Origin of the sequence: Taibaiella soli, assembly GCF_003236175.1 — a bacterium.
Lineage (GTDB): Bacteria > Bacteroidota > Bacteroidia > Chitinophagales > Chitinophagaceae > QKTW01.
The window spans coordinates 264,357-282,634 of record NZ_QKTW01000016.1 but is presented as its reverse complement, the minus strand read 5'-3'; the positions used below and the strand labels follow the sequence as shown (position 1 = coordinate 282,634).

Here is an 18,278-nt window from a genome sequence, read left to right as displayed (position 1 = left end):
AACGTGGTGAAATCGCATGGTGCAATCTCGCTCTGGAAGTTCTCCTCCTTCGGAGGAACTAGAAGAGGCCTTACTTAATACTCAAAGAAAATGATTCAATACACCAGAACAAACGCGGCAAATGAAGATTTTCGCTGGCTAATAGTTGCGCTGGATGCGGATTTGAGCATTCGCAACGGCGAAGCGCAGGCTTTCTTTACGCAGTTTAATACGCTTGACGCCATTAAGCATGTGATTGTCGCTTACGACGGCGAAATAGCGGTGGGCTGTGGAGCGATTAAAGAATATGCATCTGACACAATGGAAGTAAAAAGAATGTTTGTGCAATCAACGCAAAGAGGCAAAGGCATTGCATCAGCCGTGTTGCGGGAATTGGAACTCTGGGCAAAAGAACTGGGCTACGCAAAATGTGTTCTGGAAACCGGCGAAAAACAATTTGAAGCGGTAGCGCTTTATCACAAAAACGGATATACAGTCATTCCAAATTATGGTCAATATGCGGACGTTGCCGACAGTATCTGCTTTGAAAAAAAACTATAAAATTCTGTAGTGATAGTAACTCCATAACCCTGCAATACCAAACGCGATACCGGCGATACGCAACAGCCAGGAAATATAATTATTGGAGATATAACGCGCATAAGGAATCAACAAAACGGGGATCGCCTGCGCTACATAGCGGCTCGAAAATACCCAGGTAATTTTAATGGATGTTGCTACCAAAGCCAGGCCTGTAAGGAAAAAGAAAACAAACCAGATATCGCTGCGATTTTCCCATATTCTATAGCAAGATGCAATAAGAAAGAACGAACCCGCTCCAACAATCATGCCTGGCGCTACGTACTTATAGCCCGGCATGAGTTCACTGATCTGCAACCGGTGAACAACAGTCTGCAGTGGTTCATAAGCTATAAAATGCCCCAATATGTTGACGACACAGGCACACACAGTGAGCACTATGCCCAGATAATAAAACCGGCGCGGCAATAAAAGCCATCTGTGACAAATGATCAATGTAATAATGGCTAGATAACCTAATGCAAGAAATCCATGCATATAAACTGTGCCTCGTTGAATGTGTTGCGCAGCAGGCGGCATAAGCCCCTTCCACAATCCAAAAACATATAAAGGGATCGCTGCTGCAGCTACCAGAAATAAAATGATCTCTTTGAATTTCCCCTTTACCAGAAACAGCAGTGGCGTGGTCACGAGCAACATTAAAAATTGCGCGCGCCCCATAATTGCCAGACTGATACAAAACCCTCCTAATAGTGCCAGTAGATAACTGGCAAAACCGTTACTTTCCTTGCTGATTGATTTATAAAACAAGAACAGCCCCAGGCTGAAAAACATCATCGCCGGCAGCTCTGAAAGCCCTACTCCAGCTAGTCCCCATAACGGCGGAACCGAAAGAAGGATTAAAGCTGCACCTGCCGGATCTTCTTCTTTCCGGTTTTTAAAAAACAAATAGGTGATACCTGTAAGCAATAAAAAAAGCAATCCGTTTAAAAAGCGCATGCTTACCGGTGTAACTGGACATAAAGTACCGAAGCTCGCCAAAACCACTTGGTACAGGGGACCCGGCGACTGATGCGTCATGTGCAACAGGAAGTCCTTTCCAAGACCCAGATTGCCAAACAGTGCAAGATTATTTATATAGAACGGCTCATCTGAAATATACTGGTTGGGCGAAAAAAAGATCATTGTAAATAAAACGATCAAAGCGCAGCTTGCACACCAAATATTCAATCGTTTTGCTGTCATACTTTTTTCCATTTTATACCGCGCAGGTTTCGTTTTTATCCGTTGCAAGATAAAACTTCAGCAGTAGTATGCTATATACAAAAACGGTCGGACGACTTTAAGTCATCCGACCGTTTATTGCGGTCCGCCGATCAGACATCAACCACTAGCGATTACAACTCACTCCACCAATAAAACCGCGCAGCACTTTTACCCCAGTCGCTAAAGCCGGTTTTGAGTGCTTCCGTGAGCTCTTTTTGATTAACTTTTTTGGCCTTAGGCGGCTTCGGTGCACCAAATTCATTTACAGGAGGCGGATCCACTGTCACTTTAGTTGCTACCCATGTTGTATAAAGACGCGGAACCGCAAGTTCCAGTATCATACCTGGCAGGCCACTAAACATTTCCGGTCCACCACTTACTATGATATCATCAGTATAAAAAGCTACTACATAAACAGAATCACAAATCTTACCCACAGCTTTGCGGCATTTGTAATTGGCGATGGTCCGTATTTCGTCAGTAATTTTCCATTCAATTACCCGCATACTGTCTTCTACCAGAAAATTTTTCTCGTAAATTTTTTTCGCGGCGGTAACGCGATGTGTCGCAAAATCGGTCAGCACCTCATTTTCAGCAGCAGGATAACCGCCAAACATTTTCGCCGGGTCGTCCAATTCCTTAGCCAGCTTGTATTTGGTTTGCTGCTGATTAAAGTACAGCACAAAAGAGCTGATATTAAATTTGGGAACCTGTGATTTTACCCGCTCAAACCACTCATTCTCTTCATCCTGAAATTGGCGGTGCACATTTATCTTACGCTCAAACTCAATAGTGCCCTGGCTTGTGTATTGCGCATTTGCCATTAATGGCAGAGAACATAAAATGATATAAAAAAAGAAACGGTTCATAGCTGTTGATTTATTTGTTTGAATCATTGTTTTGCGGTGCACTCATCGGTGTGTGCGAAAAATTCCAGATCACACTAAACAAGCCGTAGCGGCGTATTGTATTGAAGTTCGTCTGCGTTACATAGTTGTTCTGCGCATAACGGTTGATTCCCATATTCTGATTCAGGATATCAAATACAGAAGCACGTATTTCCAGTTGATCCTTCTTTAGAAGCTTTTTGCTGATGTAAGCATTCCAGCGTACAACGCTTGTGTTTTCTTCAAAACCGGGCGTACGCTGACGCATGTACCAGGAGATGTACGTTCCCAATTCTATTTTCTTTGGTAACTGATAAGTAACCGTCAGGTCATTTCCTGTGTACCAATAACTGGTAGTGTAAGTACTGATTGTTGATTTATTATCGCTGTAACCTACGCCCGGCGTGAAATAGATGGAAAGTTTGTTTTCGATATCATAGTTAAAATCAAAATCGATACCGTATCCATTATTGTTGCTAATGTTCTCTACACCATTTACAAAGGTTTTGCTTCGATTCACGTTCGTATTGATACGGGCACCGATCCTCACTGCTTTTACTTTCACATTGTAGCCCAGATACAGATAACCGTTATAGTTACCCTGCACGTTGATATATTGATAAGAACGTGTTCCATCCGGATTTACATTGTCCGCGCGGCTGATGGCGTTGTTGATATAGGTATAAGAAGCATTCGACCAGAGATATTCACCATTCATCACTTTGTAAAAATTATAGCGCGCGGCCACTGTGTGATTGAATTGCTGTGTAAGGCCAGGATTACCGATCGGCACATTAAGGGGATCAGTATTGTCGCGCAGCGGCTGAATCTGATCGATCGTAGGCTGTTTGCTGCTTCCGTAATAGTTCAGGTTTACCGAGGATTGTTTATTCGGTTTGTAATTGAAATTAATTCTCGGAAAAAAGTTGTTGTAGCTGTATTCATAGCTGCGATGATAGAGCGTATCCGTACTTAGGTTCTTCTGCTTATACGCAGTATTCGACATATCACCGCCAAAAGCAAAATTCACTTTCTTATACACAAAGCGAAAGGAAGCACCACCACTGTTTTGCAGGATATTGTACATGTAATCGCTGCTATACATTGGGTTCAGGCTATCGGTATAGTCCCCGGATGGCTGCTTATCATAAGAGCTCTTCGTTGCATTACTATTATTGACGCCGACCGAATAATTCAACTCCAGGAATGTCACTTTAGAAATCGGCTCCGTATAAGTCGCTTTCCCTTTAAACACAAGGTTAGCAGAGTTGTTTACTTTATGCTGATCGATAGCACTGTCGCGGCCTGTAGCGTAGTAATGCGTGAATGAATTCAAAAATCCGTCGCTGGCGTTCTCACGATAATTCTCATTGAAGTTTATCGACAAGGTGCGACCTTTCTTCGCAAATTTCTTTCGATACAACATTGTTGCATCGAAGTTTTTGGAGTTGGCATTACTGGTCAACGTGCGATGCGAATTGTAGCTTGTATCTGCATCATTGCTTATTGCCTGCGTCTGATAATCAGTGCTGGTCTGCGTTTCACGATAACCTCCATTCACTGTTACTTTTAGTGAAGAAGTGGTATCAATTTTCCATTCAAACATTCCATCTGCTTCATGACGCTGGCCGCTGCTGAATTTATTACTGTGCTCATTCGTAAAATATCTGGATTCCGGAATCGTGTATTCTGTCGTTGTATTTCCTTCTACTTCGAGATTTTGTTTCGCGTAGCGATAGTTTCCTGTAGTATGGTAAGCATCATCTTTACCCCATTTATCTGCAAAGTGAATACCACCTGTCCATACTTTCGGTAAGCCTTGTCCCCCGTAATTTCCGTCCCAGCTGGTGAAATCATCATCGGAAGTAAAGGACGTATAGATGCCGCCGTCTTCGTTTACACCGGTAATTGTATTGTTATCGGCACCATATTTCTGACGGTCTTGCCAGCCAAGGCCTACTTTATCTGTGTTGGAAATAATGCCAAATGCAGATATCTGTCGCTTGCCTTTAAATGCGTTGAGCATCCCCTGATTTTCATAATACTGGTCTGTTCCGCCGCCTGCATTCAGCTTTCCGAAATACCCTTTTTTCTTGTCTTCTTTTAGCTGCAAATTGATTGTTTTGGTCTTCTGACCATCATCTATTCCCGTAAATTCTGCCTGATCGCTTTTCTTGTCAAAAACCTGCACCCGCTCCACAGCATTGGCTTGCAGCCCTTTTGTCACTACCGCCGGATCGTCGGAAAAGAACTCTTCACCATCAACCAGAATCTTTGCAACCTGCTCGCCTTGTGCCGTTACTTGTCCGTTTTTATCAACCTGAATACCGGGCAATTTTTTCAAAAGATCTTCTACAGTAGCATTCTCCTTTACCTTGAAACTATCAGCCATGTACTCCGTAGTATCCCCTTTTACTTTGATCGCGGCAATTTGCTGTTTAACTACGATCTCCTGCAGCAGGTGGGTTTTAGAAACCATCGGCACAATTCCCATGTCTACGGAATTCTTTTCGTTAAGTTTTACGATATCAATGTAGTCTGCAAATCCAGGAAAGCTGATCATCAAGATAAACTTGCCACCCTTTGATGGATGTAGGGAAAATTGTCCCTGCTCATTGGTTCTTGTAAAAGTGGCGAGCACTGAGTCTTCTGCGCGCAGCAACGTAACGGAGGCATGCGGTAGCTGTGCATTATTAAACGTATCTGCAACACTTCCACTAATGGAAAATGCATGCGATTGTGCTTTGCTCAAAAAAGGAAGAACCAGCAAAATGAAGACCAGCAAAGGGTTACGATAGTTGTGCATAGTCAGGGATTTAATGTTTACGAAACGATGACAAAAATCCTTTTATTGTTTTAAACCCCAAATTTTGATCTGCAAAATCCGGGGGGAATGTTTGGGGGAATTTTCAAAACAAAAAGAAAAGCAACACTTTAGAGTGTTGCTTGGCCTACTATTGTCGACTTGGGTTATCTGCAAGTTACTTTCCTGCCATTTGTTTCTTTTTCACTTCCGGACGATTATGATTTACCGGAATACCAAGTGCTTCATAAATATAATCTTGTGCTACCGTACGAACGCTGAGTTTATTGATTTCATTGTTTTCTGCAGAAGGATATACACGGTTCGACAAGAACACGAACACTACACCTGTTGCGGGATCAGCCCACACGCAGGTACCTGTAAAACCCTGATGACCGAATGCATATCCACTGCAGCGATTCCCTGTCGGACCAGCGTCATCACGATCTGGCTGTGGTTTATCAAAACCGAAACCACGGCGGCTCAGACGGGAATTGTACGCGATGAATTTCTCAATGGTTTCCTTTTTAAAATACTGTTTGTTTTTGTAAGAACCGTAATTGAGCAACATCTGAAAAACAACAGCCACATCATTTGCGGTAGCAAAAATGCCCGCATGTCCCGCTACGCCACCAAGCAACGCTGCACCTTGATCATGGACATAACCATGCACCAGCTGATGACGGAAAAACACATCATATTCTGTTGGCGCTATTTGGGTAGAATCAAACTTTTCCATTGGCTGATACATGATTGATTTCAATCCAAGAGGCTTGTAGAACTGTGTTTGCACATACTTGTCAATTGTAGTTCCACTGATCTTTTCTACGATGGCTGCAAGAAAATAAAAGTCAAGATCGCTGTAAACATAACGGCTTTTATTCTCCAGCGGCGTGGTGTAAATACGGTTCCAGATGGTGTCTTTATAATCGTTGCGGATAAAAAGATTATTGGCTACCTGAGTGTCGAATGTATCGTTTGATTTTGTTCTGTAAAGGTCTGCTCGCAAATTTCCGGCACTGTCCAGCGTTTCTTTATAAAACGGAATCCAGCTCTTCAATCCGGCCTGATGCATCAACAAATCTTCAATTTTCAATTTCGCTTTATCGGTTCCATTTGCCTGCGGCAGATAATCGCCAATAGTTTTGTTCAGATCTAACTTTCCATCCTCGTAGAGGCGCATTACAGCAAGCGTTGTCGACAGCACTTTCGTCACGGAAGCGACATCGTAAATTGTTTTATTGTCGACCGGCTGCTTTTTATCATACGTATAATAACCAAACGATTCATTGTAAAATACCATTCCATCTTTGGCGGCAATAATCCGGCAGCCCGGAAATGCACCACTCACAATGCTGTTTTGAATAAACCGGTTCAGCTTATCCAGCGCCTCAAGATTGACCACCCCAGCATCACCCGGACTGGTTACTTTTCTTAGCTGATATGGTACTGCTGGAATGAGAGGCATCTCCATTGCGGGCGACATACCGGTACCCATATTAACCGTAGTATCCAGTTTCGGTTGAATCACATTGCAAGGCGAAACAGGTAAAATACCTTTCGGTTTTACTTCATTGAGCAATACCCGCGCAATTGATTGCTGCGTGAGCGTATCATCATCATAAGCGATCAGTACATTCGGTGCACTGCAGAAGTTTTGCATCACATACGCGTTACCCATCAGCACAATCATCACATCTTTTTTGCCTTGTAATTGTTGCAGAAATGAGACCTGTTGTGCATCCAGACCATAATTATTTGCCGGATAAATATTCAGATTATGAATCGCTACAATCGTCACATCATTAGTTGCGATGGTATCCAACAGCTTTTTCGCCTGCAGATTAGTACTTGTTTTCGGCAGCCAGTTGGTAGCCATATTCCGTTGTGCATCGCCCATGATTTCAGCCAGCTGGCTGCTTGTTGCATTAACGCCAATGTAACCGACATGCAGGTTACGAGCGGCAATTTTTCCAATAGTCGCATCATTATCACGAACCAACGTTGCAGCGGTTGTCGCAATTTGCTTGCGCAGCGGAGCCGTAAACTGATTGATGTCGTTGACGATATTAACGGTCGAAATTGGAGTCCATTTGGCAAGTCCCGCATCGTATTTAGCCGCCAGAATCTTTTTCACGCGTTGTTCCAGATCTTTTTCATTGATGCGTCCGTCATTGATGGCACTGTCAATTTTTTGAATAGCTGTTGGTACATCCTGCGAAAAAAGCAACACATCGTTGCCGGCCAGATAGGCACGCAAATCTATTTCGCCTGAAGGAAACCATTTAGCAACGCCCTGCATGTTCAACGCATCGGTAAATACGAGCCCGTTAAAGCCCATCTTGTTTTTCAGCAAGTTTGTAATCGTGTTATAAGAAAGCGTCGTCGGAATATTTGGCTCTGTTTCCAATGCCGGAATAGATAAGTGTGCAACCATTACACTTTGTACACCCGCTTTAATCAATGCTTTGAACGGATATAATTCGAGCGTATCCAGCTGTTCCAATGATTTATTGACCGTTGGCAAATCTTTGTGCGAGTCTACATCTGTGTCACCATGGCCCGGAAAGTGCTTCGCGCAAGCCATTACACCATTGTCCTGCAAACCACGCATGTAAGCGATACCCATTTTCGCCACCCGGGTTTTGTCTTCGCCGAACGACCGCATATTGATCACCGGATTCGCCGGATTGTTGTTTACGTCCACATCCGGAGCAAAGTCTACATGCACGCCAAGACGTTTGCATTGGTATGCAACGGCCATGCCCATTTTATACATCAAAGCCGTATCATTGGCCGCGCCCAGCATCATTTGTTTCGGAAAGCTCATTACGCTATCCAGACGCATGCCAAGCCCCCACTCAGCGTCCATTCCAATCATCAACGGCACCTGAGCCATCTGCTGGTACTTATTGGTTAAAACGGCCTGCCGCCCAGGACCGCCCTGCATGAATATCAATCCGCCGATCTGATGAGTTGAAACAAGACGTGAAATGAGCGTATCATTCATGTTTTTTCCGCCGGAATATGCCGCCACCATAAACAGCTGCCCGATCCGTTCCTGCCTGTTCAGATTATTGTAGATGCTGTCTACCCACTTTGTCCGATAGTTAGTTTTGGGCACCGACGAATTTCGCCCTTTGGCGCCTGCAGAAAAAAAGCATATAAAAAGTCCTGCCAGTAAAGCAGCAAACGGTTTCCGGATAGTCATAAGAACAAAAATAATGGTAATGAAGTGTAATGCCTAAACGCCAAAAAAAGACGTTCTTGTTGCATGAAAATTATCGCTCTATGTAGATTTTCGGCTACATTCGAAGCATAGTGCAAAAGCAATGCCAGCTTTTTTAAAAAAGCTTGTTGAAACTTCGCAAAAAAAACCAAACTTCGTATAAAACAGATTGATTTTTTCGCAACTTTGCCATTATTATTCAATAATGCAGCTGTCTTGATTTTTTTATGGGCTTGTTTAACTTTTTAACTCAGGAAATTGCCATTGATTTAGGCACCGCCAATACTCTTATAATTCATAACGACCAGGTAGTTGTAGACGAGCCATCTATTGTAGCGATCGACCGTACTTCCAATAAAATTGTGGCTGTTGGTAAAAAGGCCATGATGATGCACGAAAAAACGCACGAAAATCTGAAAACGATTCGCCCTTTGAAAGACGGTGTAATCGCAGACTTTAATGCGGCTGAAGGGATGCTCCGTGAAATGATCAAGCTTGTGTATCCCAAAAAACCATTGTTTCCACCAAGCTGGCGCATGGTTATCTGTATTCCTTCCAGCATCACTGAGGTAGAAAAACGCGCGGTGCGTGACTCTGCCGAACAAGCAGGCGCAAAAGAGGTCTACATGATTCACGAACCAATGGCTGCTGCACTCGGTATCGGTATCGACGTAGAAGAACCGACCGGCAACATGATCATCGACATCGGTGGTGGTACTACCGGTATCTCTGTAATCGCGCTCGCCGGTATCGTTTGTGACCAATCTATCCGTATCGCAGGTGATGAATTTACTGCCGACATTATGGAAGCAATGCGCCGCTATCACAGTCTGATGATTGGTGAGCGTACTGCAGAACAAATCAAAATACACGTTGGGTCTGCACTGAAAGACCTCGACAATCCACCAGATGATATCGCTGTAAACGGACGTGACCTGGTAACAGGTATTCCAAAACAGATCATGGTATCTTACCAGGAAGTTGCTGAAGCACTGGATAAATCGATCTTCAAAATTGAAGAAGCGATCCTGAAAGCGCTGGAAAGTACTCCGCCGGAACTGGCTGCCGATATTTACCGTCGCGGTTTGTACCTCACAGGTGGTGGTGCACTGCTGCGTGGTCTCGACCGCCGCATTTCCCATAAGATCAAGCTGCCGGTTCATGTAGCAGACGATCCGCTGCGTGCTGTAGTGCGCGGCACTGGCATGGCACTGAAAAATGTTGTCAAAATGCCTTTCCTGATGAAATAAAATCTTTTGCGCTACCGGAATTTCCTTCCAAACTAAAAACTCCGGTAGCGCACTTTATATTCCAATCCATCCAACTTCATTTCCCCAGTGCGCACGTTTATCCTGTTCATACGCAGATTTTTTAACCTCATCTTCTTTCTGGGGTTAGAGATCGTATGTATTGTGCTCATTGCCCGCACTAAAACATTGCAGGGAAATGAACTGATGAATTCAGCAAACAGTGTTTCGGGATATTTCTATAACAAGCAGAATGATCTCGTTTATTATTTCGGCCTTCGCCAGATGAACGACAGCCTGCTGAATGAAAATGCGCGCCTTCGCTCTGAACTGGCCGCCTATTCGGCTGTAGACACCGCGAAAGACGGGAAAACAAGCCTTCCGCTCAATTTCAGTGATTCTACGCATGTGCTGCATTTCGCAGAATACCATTACCGCACGGCAAGGGTCATCAATAACTCCGTCACGTCTGCCAACAACTATCTAACCATTGCCCGCGGCAGTGAAGATGGTATAGAGAAAAACATGACCGTTATTTCCAGTAATGGCCTCGTTGGCCGGGTTGAAAATGTTTCCAAACATTTTGCAACAGTACTGAGCATGCTGAACGTAAAACAACCGGTAAGTGCGAAACTAAAAGAAGGAACCACCTTCAGCGTCGTTAACTGGGAAGGCGAACGGCCAGATGTGCTGCTGATGAAAGGTATCGCACAGGAGATTAAAGTAAAAAACAACGACTCTGTTTATACAACAGGATATTCTCAATACCTGCCGGCCAATATCCTGATCGGTACGGTATTTAAGAAGGAGATCCTGAAAAAAGACAACACACAGCAATTATCTATCCGTCCTGCTACCAATTTCCGGAACCTGCAGTATGTATACGTGATTGAGAATAAAATGAGCGGCGAGCGCACGCAATTGGAAGACTCTACAAAAGGAAAAAACAAATGAGCGACTACGTAAAAAATCTATTGCGTTTTTGTCTTATCATTCTTATCCAGGAACTTATCCTGAATAAGATTAATCTGCGCTGGTGGTCAAACCCAGCCGGATTTCCTGTGTTTGTTCCGTACGTTTATCCTTTGTTTATTTTGCTATTGCCAATCGAAACACCTGTTTGGCTCATGCTTATACTAGGCCTGGTTACCGGTCTTACAGTTGATACATTTAACTCTACTGCGGGCATGCACGCCATGGCTACAGTACTGATCGCTTATTTACGCACCAATGTACTGGCAGCATTGATGCCAAAGCACCTTTCGGAATACCCTGGCCAGTCTCCGAATGTAAAAAATATGGGCTGGGTACCGTTCCTTGTTTATTGCGGCTTTCTGATTTTAATACATCACACCGTCTTCTTCCTGGTAGAGCTTTGGAGCGTTAATAACATCGCTTATCTCTTACTCAAGATTGTTGCATCGGCTATTACTTCGCTGCTGTTTATCGTGGTGTATCTGCTATTGTTTACCAAACAGGCAGTGCAGCGTTCCGCTTAATCCAGCGCATGCTGCAGCCTCTGTATCATTATTCTGAATTTCTTATCTACTGCAAAAATAACGCTGCCTTGCGTGGCCGGGTTTAACCCTTTAAGATGCCCCAACGGCTGGTCTATCTGATCGCCATTTGTTTTATTCATGGCCGAATACCAGAAGCCTGTTGCGATCATATCAACTGAACCGTTGTAAAACCGCAAAAGCACTTTAAAACTGATTACCTGATTCTGCACTTCGGGAAGATCGTCAATGGTAATATAAGCCATGGTACGAATGCTATCATTACCTGCATCATCGACCATAAAATAATTATCGGACGGGTCCAGATTGGTGTTAACCCAAGTTTTCCCTTTCTGATAAAGTGCTTTTTTCTCTTTTCCTTCTTCTGGAAAACTCTTCTGATAATAATACCGGTTTCCGGTGTCAAGTGCCAGCTGTGTAGATGGTTTGAGGGTTTGAGCCCAAGTAGCAACTCCGGCAAATAATATGGCTATGCAGCATAATATTACAGCTTTCATGACATTTGGTTTTTATAAATATATAGATAAAAAACCAATGCCACCAAATTTGTCAAATGTCAAACATGAAAGGTCAAATACCCTTGTTTCTAAACAATATCTTGACTTTCGGCTGCTGCCTCGAGCAAATCACTTCATGGATTGACGTTTAACACGCTTGGTCAAACGTGAAAGGTCAAGCACCGTGTTTTTATACAACATCTTGACATTTGACGTTTCACGTTTGCCTACTTGTGCATATGATACTCGTGTTGTCCATGCTCGCCTGCTGCCTTTTTATAGGCTTCGAGCGCACGCAGCTCTACTCTTTTTATCTTTCCGCTAATGGTTTTCGGCAGCTCATCCACAAATTCAATAATACGCGGCGTTTTGTATGGCGCCATATGCTGACGACAATAACGAAATATCTCGTGGGCCAATTCTTCTGTTTTCTCGACGCCCGCCTTCAACACAACAAACGCTTTGATCTCATAACCTTTTATAGGATGTGGACTTCCCACTACAGCCGATTCCAGAATATGCCCGGCTTCCAGTAGTACACTTTCCACTTCAAATGGACCCACGCGGTAATCTGAGGATTTAATCACATCATCATTACGACCCACAAACCAGACATAACCGTCCTCATCTTTATACGCCTTATCTCCCGTATAATACAGTCCATGTTTGAACACTTCTGCCCGTTTCGCCAGATCACCCACGTATTCTTTAAAAATGCCATTGAATTTTCCTTCGTGCATTCGTACTGCTATTTGTCCCTCTTCATGCAGCGGCATTTCATTGCCTTCATCATCAGCTATTACAATATCATACAAAAAAGAAGGCCTGCCCATTGACCCAAACTTGATTTTATCTCCGGGCAAATTGTATACCATACAAGTACTTTCCGTCTGACCATAACCATCACGCAGCAATAAACCTGTGCCGCTTTTCCAGGCTTCCATGACTTCCGGATTCAACGGTTCACCGGCACTCACGCATTCACGCAAACCAGAAAAATCATATGCTGTCAGATCTTCTTGTATCAACAATCTCAGCGCTGTTGGTGGCGCGCAGAGTGTTGTTATTTTATGTGTCTGTATCGCCTTCAGATGTTCACTAGCCACAAAACGATCCCGCTGACGATAACAGAAAATGGTAGCGCCGACATTTAAAGGTGCAAAAAAACAACTCCAGGCAAATTTGGCCCATCCGGGTTGTGAAATATTATAATGCTTGTCTTCAGGTTTTAGCCCAATCCATGCAGCTGTGCTCAAATGCCCCAGCAGATAGCTGCTATGGGTGTGCGCCACTACTTTTGGAAATCCTGTAGTACCAGAAGTAAAAAACCAAAACAGTATATCATCTGCACGGGTATCTGCCGCCTCGGCTATAGTAGAACCTGTGTCGATTACAGAAATATTCTGCCAGCCGGGATGACTAACATCGAGCAGGATTTTCACTGGAACATCCTTTCCATATTTTGCTAGTGCCTTCTCTATTTTCGGAAAATTCTCCTTGTCGGTAATAATGGCCTTCGGATTGGCTTTTTCAAAACGATAAGCGATGTCGTCTTCACTTAAAATGCCGGCCGCAGGTATCATTACAAAACCACCTTTAATAATGCTCAGATAACTCACCCAAAGCGATTCATCAAGTCCGCACATCACAAATACAACATCCCCTTTCTCCACAAGATTAGCCCGCATGTAATTGAGCAGCTGATTGCATCTTCTGGCTGCATCGTCATAAGTCAGCGTTATCGTTCCCTGATCCTCTTTTACTAATTCCAGCATCGGTTTTCCTGAATGTTTTGGAAGATGAACCGACTCAAATACGTCTCTTACCCAGTTAAACTGTTCCGGAACTTCGTAAGAAAAACTATTTAAGGTATCATAGTGTCTTGCTTCGATCGCCTCAATAATGGCAGTAAAAGATTCTCTAAATGACATAACTCTACTGTTTTCTGCGTGTTACTTAAAGTTAAGCAAACGCTGCCGTTGTTTTCTGTTGCTAAAATGGTAATTTTTTGAGGCGGAAAACTAAATTTGCAACAAACGTAATTATATGGCTTCTGAATTGATCTCTACTGATAAAGCACCCAAACCGATGGGCTTGTATCCGCATGCACGTAAAGTGGGCAATCTGCTGTTTCTTTCCGGCATTGGTCCGCGCATACCAGGCACCGACGAAATTCCTGGTCTGAAGCTGGACAAACATGGTCAGTTCACAGAATTTGATTTTGAAGCACAATGCCATAGCGTATTTAAAAATGTGCGCACTGTATTGGAAGAAAGCGGCAGCAGCTGGGATAAACTGGTGGATGTAACGGTATTTCTGGTGGATATGAAACGTGATTTTCATATCTACAACCGCATTTATGCAGAGTATTTCAAAGAGAACCAACCTTGCCGTACTACAGTGAGTGTAAATTCATTGCCATCAGCGATAGCGATTGAGCTGAAATGTATCGCTACTATATAATTTTCACTATTCTATTTTGAAGGACGATGATTAATCATCGTCCTTTTTTGTTTAATATTTTGACAACAACTTTTCGAGGCAAAAACCAATAATCAGCAGGAAAATAAAAATGCCGGAAAACGTCCAAAGCGGTGGTAATGGCAATAACCGCCTGCAAGTGTATTTGTATTGCATATCCAATCTCCTCCAGCGTATTTTATGCCCGCATAGACTGCATGTTACTACAGCCGTTCGTTTCAACGGCATCAAAGCAACACTTAAAAAATGAAAGTAATGTTGGTAACACTGCACTTTAATTCCACCTTTTTTTTCACAACATTTACAAGCCAGGTTCGACACACTTACACGCTTAGTCTTGGCTTTTTTAAGTCCATATAATAACATCATAGCAACTCCGAGTATTGGAGTTACCATCAATTATGATGCCAATTTCAATACGACAAATTTCACTAACAGCGTAATAATCACGCTCCAGACTAGGCATTCGCAGATTTTGAGAGAAATGAAAATTTGCAACTATTCGCTAAAACAAAACAAGCCGTTCTTATTAAAAGCGGATCCCGATTCTTTGGCGCAATAAATCAGTAAAAAAGGATCTTTTCGAAGCTTAAATTTCTTTATCACCTCATGGGTATACACTGAATCATCCAAACCAATAAAATATTGATTAGTCGGCACAAAATGTAAATGGCCCTTCAGGAGGGCCATTTCAACTTATCAACGTTTTTGAAAGTATTAATCGTCTGACGAAATCAACATTACAACTTAAATAGGCATGTCAATTCGTAATTCTTTGCGGAAGCTTTTACCTTTAGCGTCTTTTCCTTCAATCTGCCAAACTACAGTACGTAATACAACTTCCAGCGGCTTTTGGTTGACTGCTTTTACATTACGAACACTATTGAGTAATTCATTTTCCTTTTTGCGGCTCAGTCTTTTAGCTTTTGCAGCGCGTTGAACGGCACTTCTGATTGCATTAGCACTGGCATTTGAATGCTCGAGATGACGATCATCTAAACCGGTAATATAATAGTTGCTGCCGTTACCTTTAAGAGGCGTCCAGCTGGAAGTATGGTTGAGTTGTTCCAAGACAAAAGTCCCAAGATCACCATCAAGAATGACGGATGTTGTATAACGCTGCGTTAGTTTTTGTACCGTTCCCCCGCTGATTTGAAGCTGACTTCCATTCAGTTCCCCGCCAGAAAGACCGTATGCTGCGCTATTACCGTTGTGTTTACTATTACCACTTTTGCTGGAGACACCGGGAATAAATACGGTAACATCCTTAAACTCTACTGTCAGACCGTTACCCTTCGGCGCCTGAGTTACCGGCTCTTGTTGTTTTGGTTGCTCTTTCGGCGCGGCTTGAACAGTATCTTTGGGTGTGGTCGTTTCGGTTGAAACAGTTGCAGTGTCAGGAGTCTTCGGTTGAATATCCGTTACGAAATCTTCTAAATATTTAGAATCGGCTTCTGTTACGATCGTTGATGAATCACCAATTACAATAGGCCCGTGACTTTTATTAACCCCGCTCTGACAAGCAGTAAAAGAAACAAGCATCGCCGTTGCAACAGCTATATGTAGATTCGAAAATTTCATGACTGTGTAATTTCGCGTACGAAAATAAAAAACGCCCTGCAGTTATACAGGGCATTTTAAAAGAATATTTATTAAATCACAGATTAGTATTGTTGCAGTTTCTTAACAGCTGCGTCCAGTCTGCTTTTCGCTAGGAAATTCTGTTCCAGCTCAATTGCAAACGGCACAGGCGTATCCAGACTTGCACAACGCACAACTGGCGCATCCAGGTGTTCGAAGCAATTTTCAGAAATCCATGCCGCTAATTCACCGCCAATTCCTCCGGTCAATGTGTCTTCATGCAGCAACAATACCTTCCCGGTACGCATTACAGCTGCTTTAATGGCATCATAATCCAATGGCAACAATGTGCGCAGGTCAAGAATATCAATGCTCAGCTCCGGATGATTTTTTGCATAATCCATCGCCCAATGCACACCGGCTCCGTAAGTAATGATGCTGATATCTTCACCTTCCTGCACCTGGCGCGCCTTTCCGATCTCTACTGTATAAAAATCATCAGGAACCATACCACTGATGCTGCGATAAAGTGCTTTGTGTTCAAAGAACATCACCGGGTTTGGATCTTCCAATGCTGCCAACAGTAAGCCTTTTGCATCTTCCGGTGTAGAAGGATAAACAACTTTCAAACCTGGAGTATGTACAAACCATGCCTCGTTACTCTGTGAGTGGAATGGACCAGCGCCAACACCACCGCCTGTAGGCATACGTACTACCACGTCTGCATTCTGGCCCCAACGGTAATAAATTTTTGCCAGGTTGTTGATAATCTGATTAAAACCTACTGTAACAAAATCAGCAAACTGCATCTCCATCATTGCCTTGCCGCCTTTCAGCGAAAGACCTAAAGCGGCACCCACAATAGCACTTTCACAGATTGGTGTATTGCGCACACGTTCTTTACCAAATTGTGCAGCAAAACCATCTGTTACTTTAAAAGCACCGCCGTATTCCGCAATATCCTGCCCCATCAAAACCAGATTTGGATGGCGCTCCATAGAAATGCGCAATGCATCACTGATGGCTTGTATAAATTTCTTCTCTGATTTTGCTTCTGAAGCCGGCGCAATCGCTTTGCTGTCGTGCGGTGCATATACATCCGCTATTTCCGCTGCTGTATCCGGTTTGATTGGTTCTGCCGCGAATCCGGTTGCCAACCCTTCTTCAATTTCTTTCTGAATACCTGCACGAATTGCATCGATCTGCGGTTGCTTGATCACTTTTTCTTTCAGCAGATATGCTTCATAATTAGCAATCGGATCTTTTTTACCCCATTCTTCAAACAATTCCTTTGGAACGTACTTCACGCCGCTGGCTTCTTCATGGCCACGCATACGGAACGTCATACATTCAATAAGAATAGGCTTTTGCTCTTTGATACAATATTCACGGGCTTCGCTGATGGTTTTGTACACTTCAAGGATGTTATTTCCATCGATCGTCAAACCTTTCATTCCATAACCTACAGCACGATCTGCGAGTTGCTTACAAACGAATTGTTCGTTTACCGGCGTACTTAAACCGTAACCATTGTTCTCAATAAGGAAAATAACCGGCAGGCCCCATACAGCTGCTACGTTGAGCGCCTCATGAAAATCACCTTCACTGGTACCGCCATCGCCGCTGAATGCGAGCGATACTTTATTTTCTTTATTCAGTTTATGAGCTAATGCAACACCGTCGGCCAATGCCAGCTGAGGACCAAGATGCGAAATCATACCACAGATATGATATTCGTTGGCGCCAAAGTGGAAAGAGCGTTCACGGCCTTTAGAAAAACCTTCTTTGCGGCCTTGCCATTGCATAAATAATTTATCAAACGGCATTTTACGTGCTGTAAATACGCCAAGATTCCGGTGCAGCGGCATGATATATTCGTCCGAATCGAGCGCCAGTGTGGCTCCGATAGAAATAGCTTCCTGTCCTATCCCACTAAACCATTTGCTGATGCGGCCTTGTCTCAGCAGCACCAACATTTTTTCTTCAATCATTCTCGGACGCACCAGCTCTGTATATAATTGTATAAGCTGATCATTCGTTAAGCCAGTCCTGTCAAATCGCATACAAAATATTTGGGGGCAAAGGTAAATTACTTCATTACTAATGGTACTATGCGCGGCAAACTATTTCCAGCATTTTCTCAGATAAAATAATTTAATAGATAAGTTTTCCGGAACAAATTTTTAATTCTTCTTGAAATTGCCCGGCAACTAATCTTCACTAAATATTTTTGCTTTGTTCGCCCTGATTT

14 protein-coding genes are annotated in these 18,278 nt (G+C 43.3%); 6 read left to right on the top strand and 8 right to left on the bottom strand.

Annotated features, from left to right (window positions below; translation table 11 throughout):
* Window positions 1-90: 90 nt before the first annotated feature.
* Window positions 91-540 (top strand): GNAT family N-acetyltransferase, encoded by a 450-nt coding sequence (locus DN068_RS11220; protein ID WP_110999006.1) that lies wholly within the window; start codon window positions 91-93, stop codon window positions 538-540.
* On the opposite strand, the gene DN068_RS11215 is transcribed toward DN068_RS11220, so the two are convergent.
* The 4 genes from DN068_RS11215 to DN068_RS11200 all read right to left on the bottom strand — a co-directional run bounded on the left by DN068_RS11215 (window position 535) and on the right by DN068_RS11200 (window position 8,686).
* Window positions 535-1,764 carry a glycosyltransferase family 39 protein gene (locus tag DN068_RS11215; protein WP_165836366.1) on the bottom strand — a complete coding sequence of 410 codons (1,230 nt, stop codon included), beginning with the start codon at window positions 1,762-1,764 and terminating at the stop codon, window positions 535-537. The genes DN068_RS11220 and DN068_RS11215 overlap by 6 nt on opposite strands.
* Window positions 1,765-1,916: 152 nt before the next feature.
* A complete protein-coding gene (locus DN068_RS11210) occupies window positions 1,917-2,654 on the bottom strand; it encodes a GLPGLI family protein (protein WP_165836365.1) in 738 nt (245 codons plus the stop codon).
* A gap of 10 nt (window positions 2,655-2,664) precedes the next feature.
* Entirely contained in the window at window positions 2,665-5,478 is a 2,814-nt protein-coding gene (locus DN068_RS11205) for an outer membrane beta-barrel family protein (protein ID WP_110999003.1), read from the bottom strand.
* Between the two features lie 175 nt (window positions 5,479-5,653).
* Window positions 5,654-8,686, bottom strand: a complete 3,033-nt coding sequence (locus tag DN068_RS11200) for a glycoside hydrolase family 3 N-terminal domain-containing protein (protein ID WP_110999002.1) — start codon at window positions 8,684-8,686, stop codon at window positions 5,654-5,656.
* 245 nt (window positions 8,687-8,931) lie between these two features.
* Between DN068_RS11200 and DN068_RS11195 the strand changes: the two genes are divergently transcribed.
* The 3 genes from DN068_RS11195 (at window position 8,932) to mreD (ending at window position 11,450) form a co-directional block, all read left to right on the top strand.
* Window positions 8,932-9,954 carry a rod shape-determining protein gene (locus DN068_RS11195; protein ID WP_110999001.1) on the top strand — a complete coding sequence of 341 codons (1,023 nt, stop codon included), beginning with the start codon at window positions 8,932-8,934 and terminating at the stop codon, window positions 9,952-9,954.
* 87 nt (window positions 9,955-10,041) lie between these two features.
* On the top strand, window positions 10,042-10,905 hold the full coding sequence (mreC, locus tag DN068_RS11190; RefSeq protein WP_165836364.1) for a rod shape-determining protein MreC: 864 nt from the start codon (window positions 10,042-10,044) through the stop codon (window positions 10,903-10,905).
* On the top strand, window positions 10,902-11,450 hold the full coding sequence (gene mreD, locus DN068_RS11185; protein WP_110998999.1) for a rod shape-determining protein MreD: 549 nt from the start codon (window positions 10,902-10,904) through the stop codon (window positions 11,448-11,450). The genes mreC and mreD overlap by 4 nt, the downstream gene beginning before the upstream one ends.
* On the opposite strand, the gene DN068_RS11180 is transcribed toward mreD, so the two are convergent.
* Both DN068_RS11180 and DN068_RS11175 read right to left on the bottom strand, forming a co-directional pair.
* A complete protein-coding gene (locus tag DN068_RS11180; RefSeq protein ID WP_110998998.1) occupies window positions 11,447-11,965 on the bottom strand; it encodes a hypothetical protein in 519 nt (172 codons plus the stop codon). The genes mreD and DN068_RS11180 overlap by 4 nt on opposite strands.
* 227 nt (window positions 11,966-12,192) lie before the next feature.
* Window positions 12,193-13,896: an acyl-CoA synthetase gene (locus DN068_RS11175; RefSeq protein WP_110998997.1), complete on the bottom strand. Its 1,704-nt coding sequence runs from the start codon at window positions 13,894-13,896 to the stop codon at window positions 12,193-12,195.
* 115 nt (window positions 13,897-14,011) lie between these two features.
* Between DN068_RS11175 and DN068_RS11170 the strand changes: the two genes are divergently transcribed.
* Entirely contained in the window at window positions 14,012-14,428 is a 417-nt protein-coding gene (locus DN068_RS11170; protein WP_110998996.1) for a RidA family protein, read from the top strand.
* A gap of 109 nt (window positions 14,429-14,537) precedes the next feature.
* Entirely contained in the window at window positions 14,538-14,696 is a 159-nt protein-coding gene (locus DN068_RS22265) for a hypothetical protein (RefSeq protein WP_207798910.1), read from the top strand.
* A gap of 497 nt (window positions 14,697-15,193) precedes the next feature.
* Here the strand turns inward: DN068_RS22265 and DN068_RS11165 are convergent, their stop codons facing one another.
* Complete coding sequence (locus tag DN068_RS11165; RefSeq protein WP_110998995.1) at window positions 15,194-16,027, bottom strand: hypothetical protein; 834 nt, start codon at window positions 16,025-16,027, stop codon at window positions 15,194-15,196.
* 83 nt (window positions 16,028-16,110) lie between these two features.
* Window positions 16,111-18,090 carry an alpha-ketoacid dehydrogenase subunit alpha/beta gene (locus DN068_RS11160; RefSeq protein WP_110998994.1) on the bottom strand — a complete coding sequence of 660 codons (1,980 nt, stop codon included), beginning with the start codon at window positions 18,088-18,090 and terminating at the stop codon, window positions 16,111-16,113.
* Window positions 18,091-18,278: the final 188 nt, after the last annotated feature.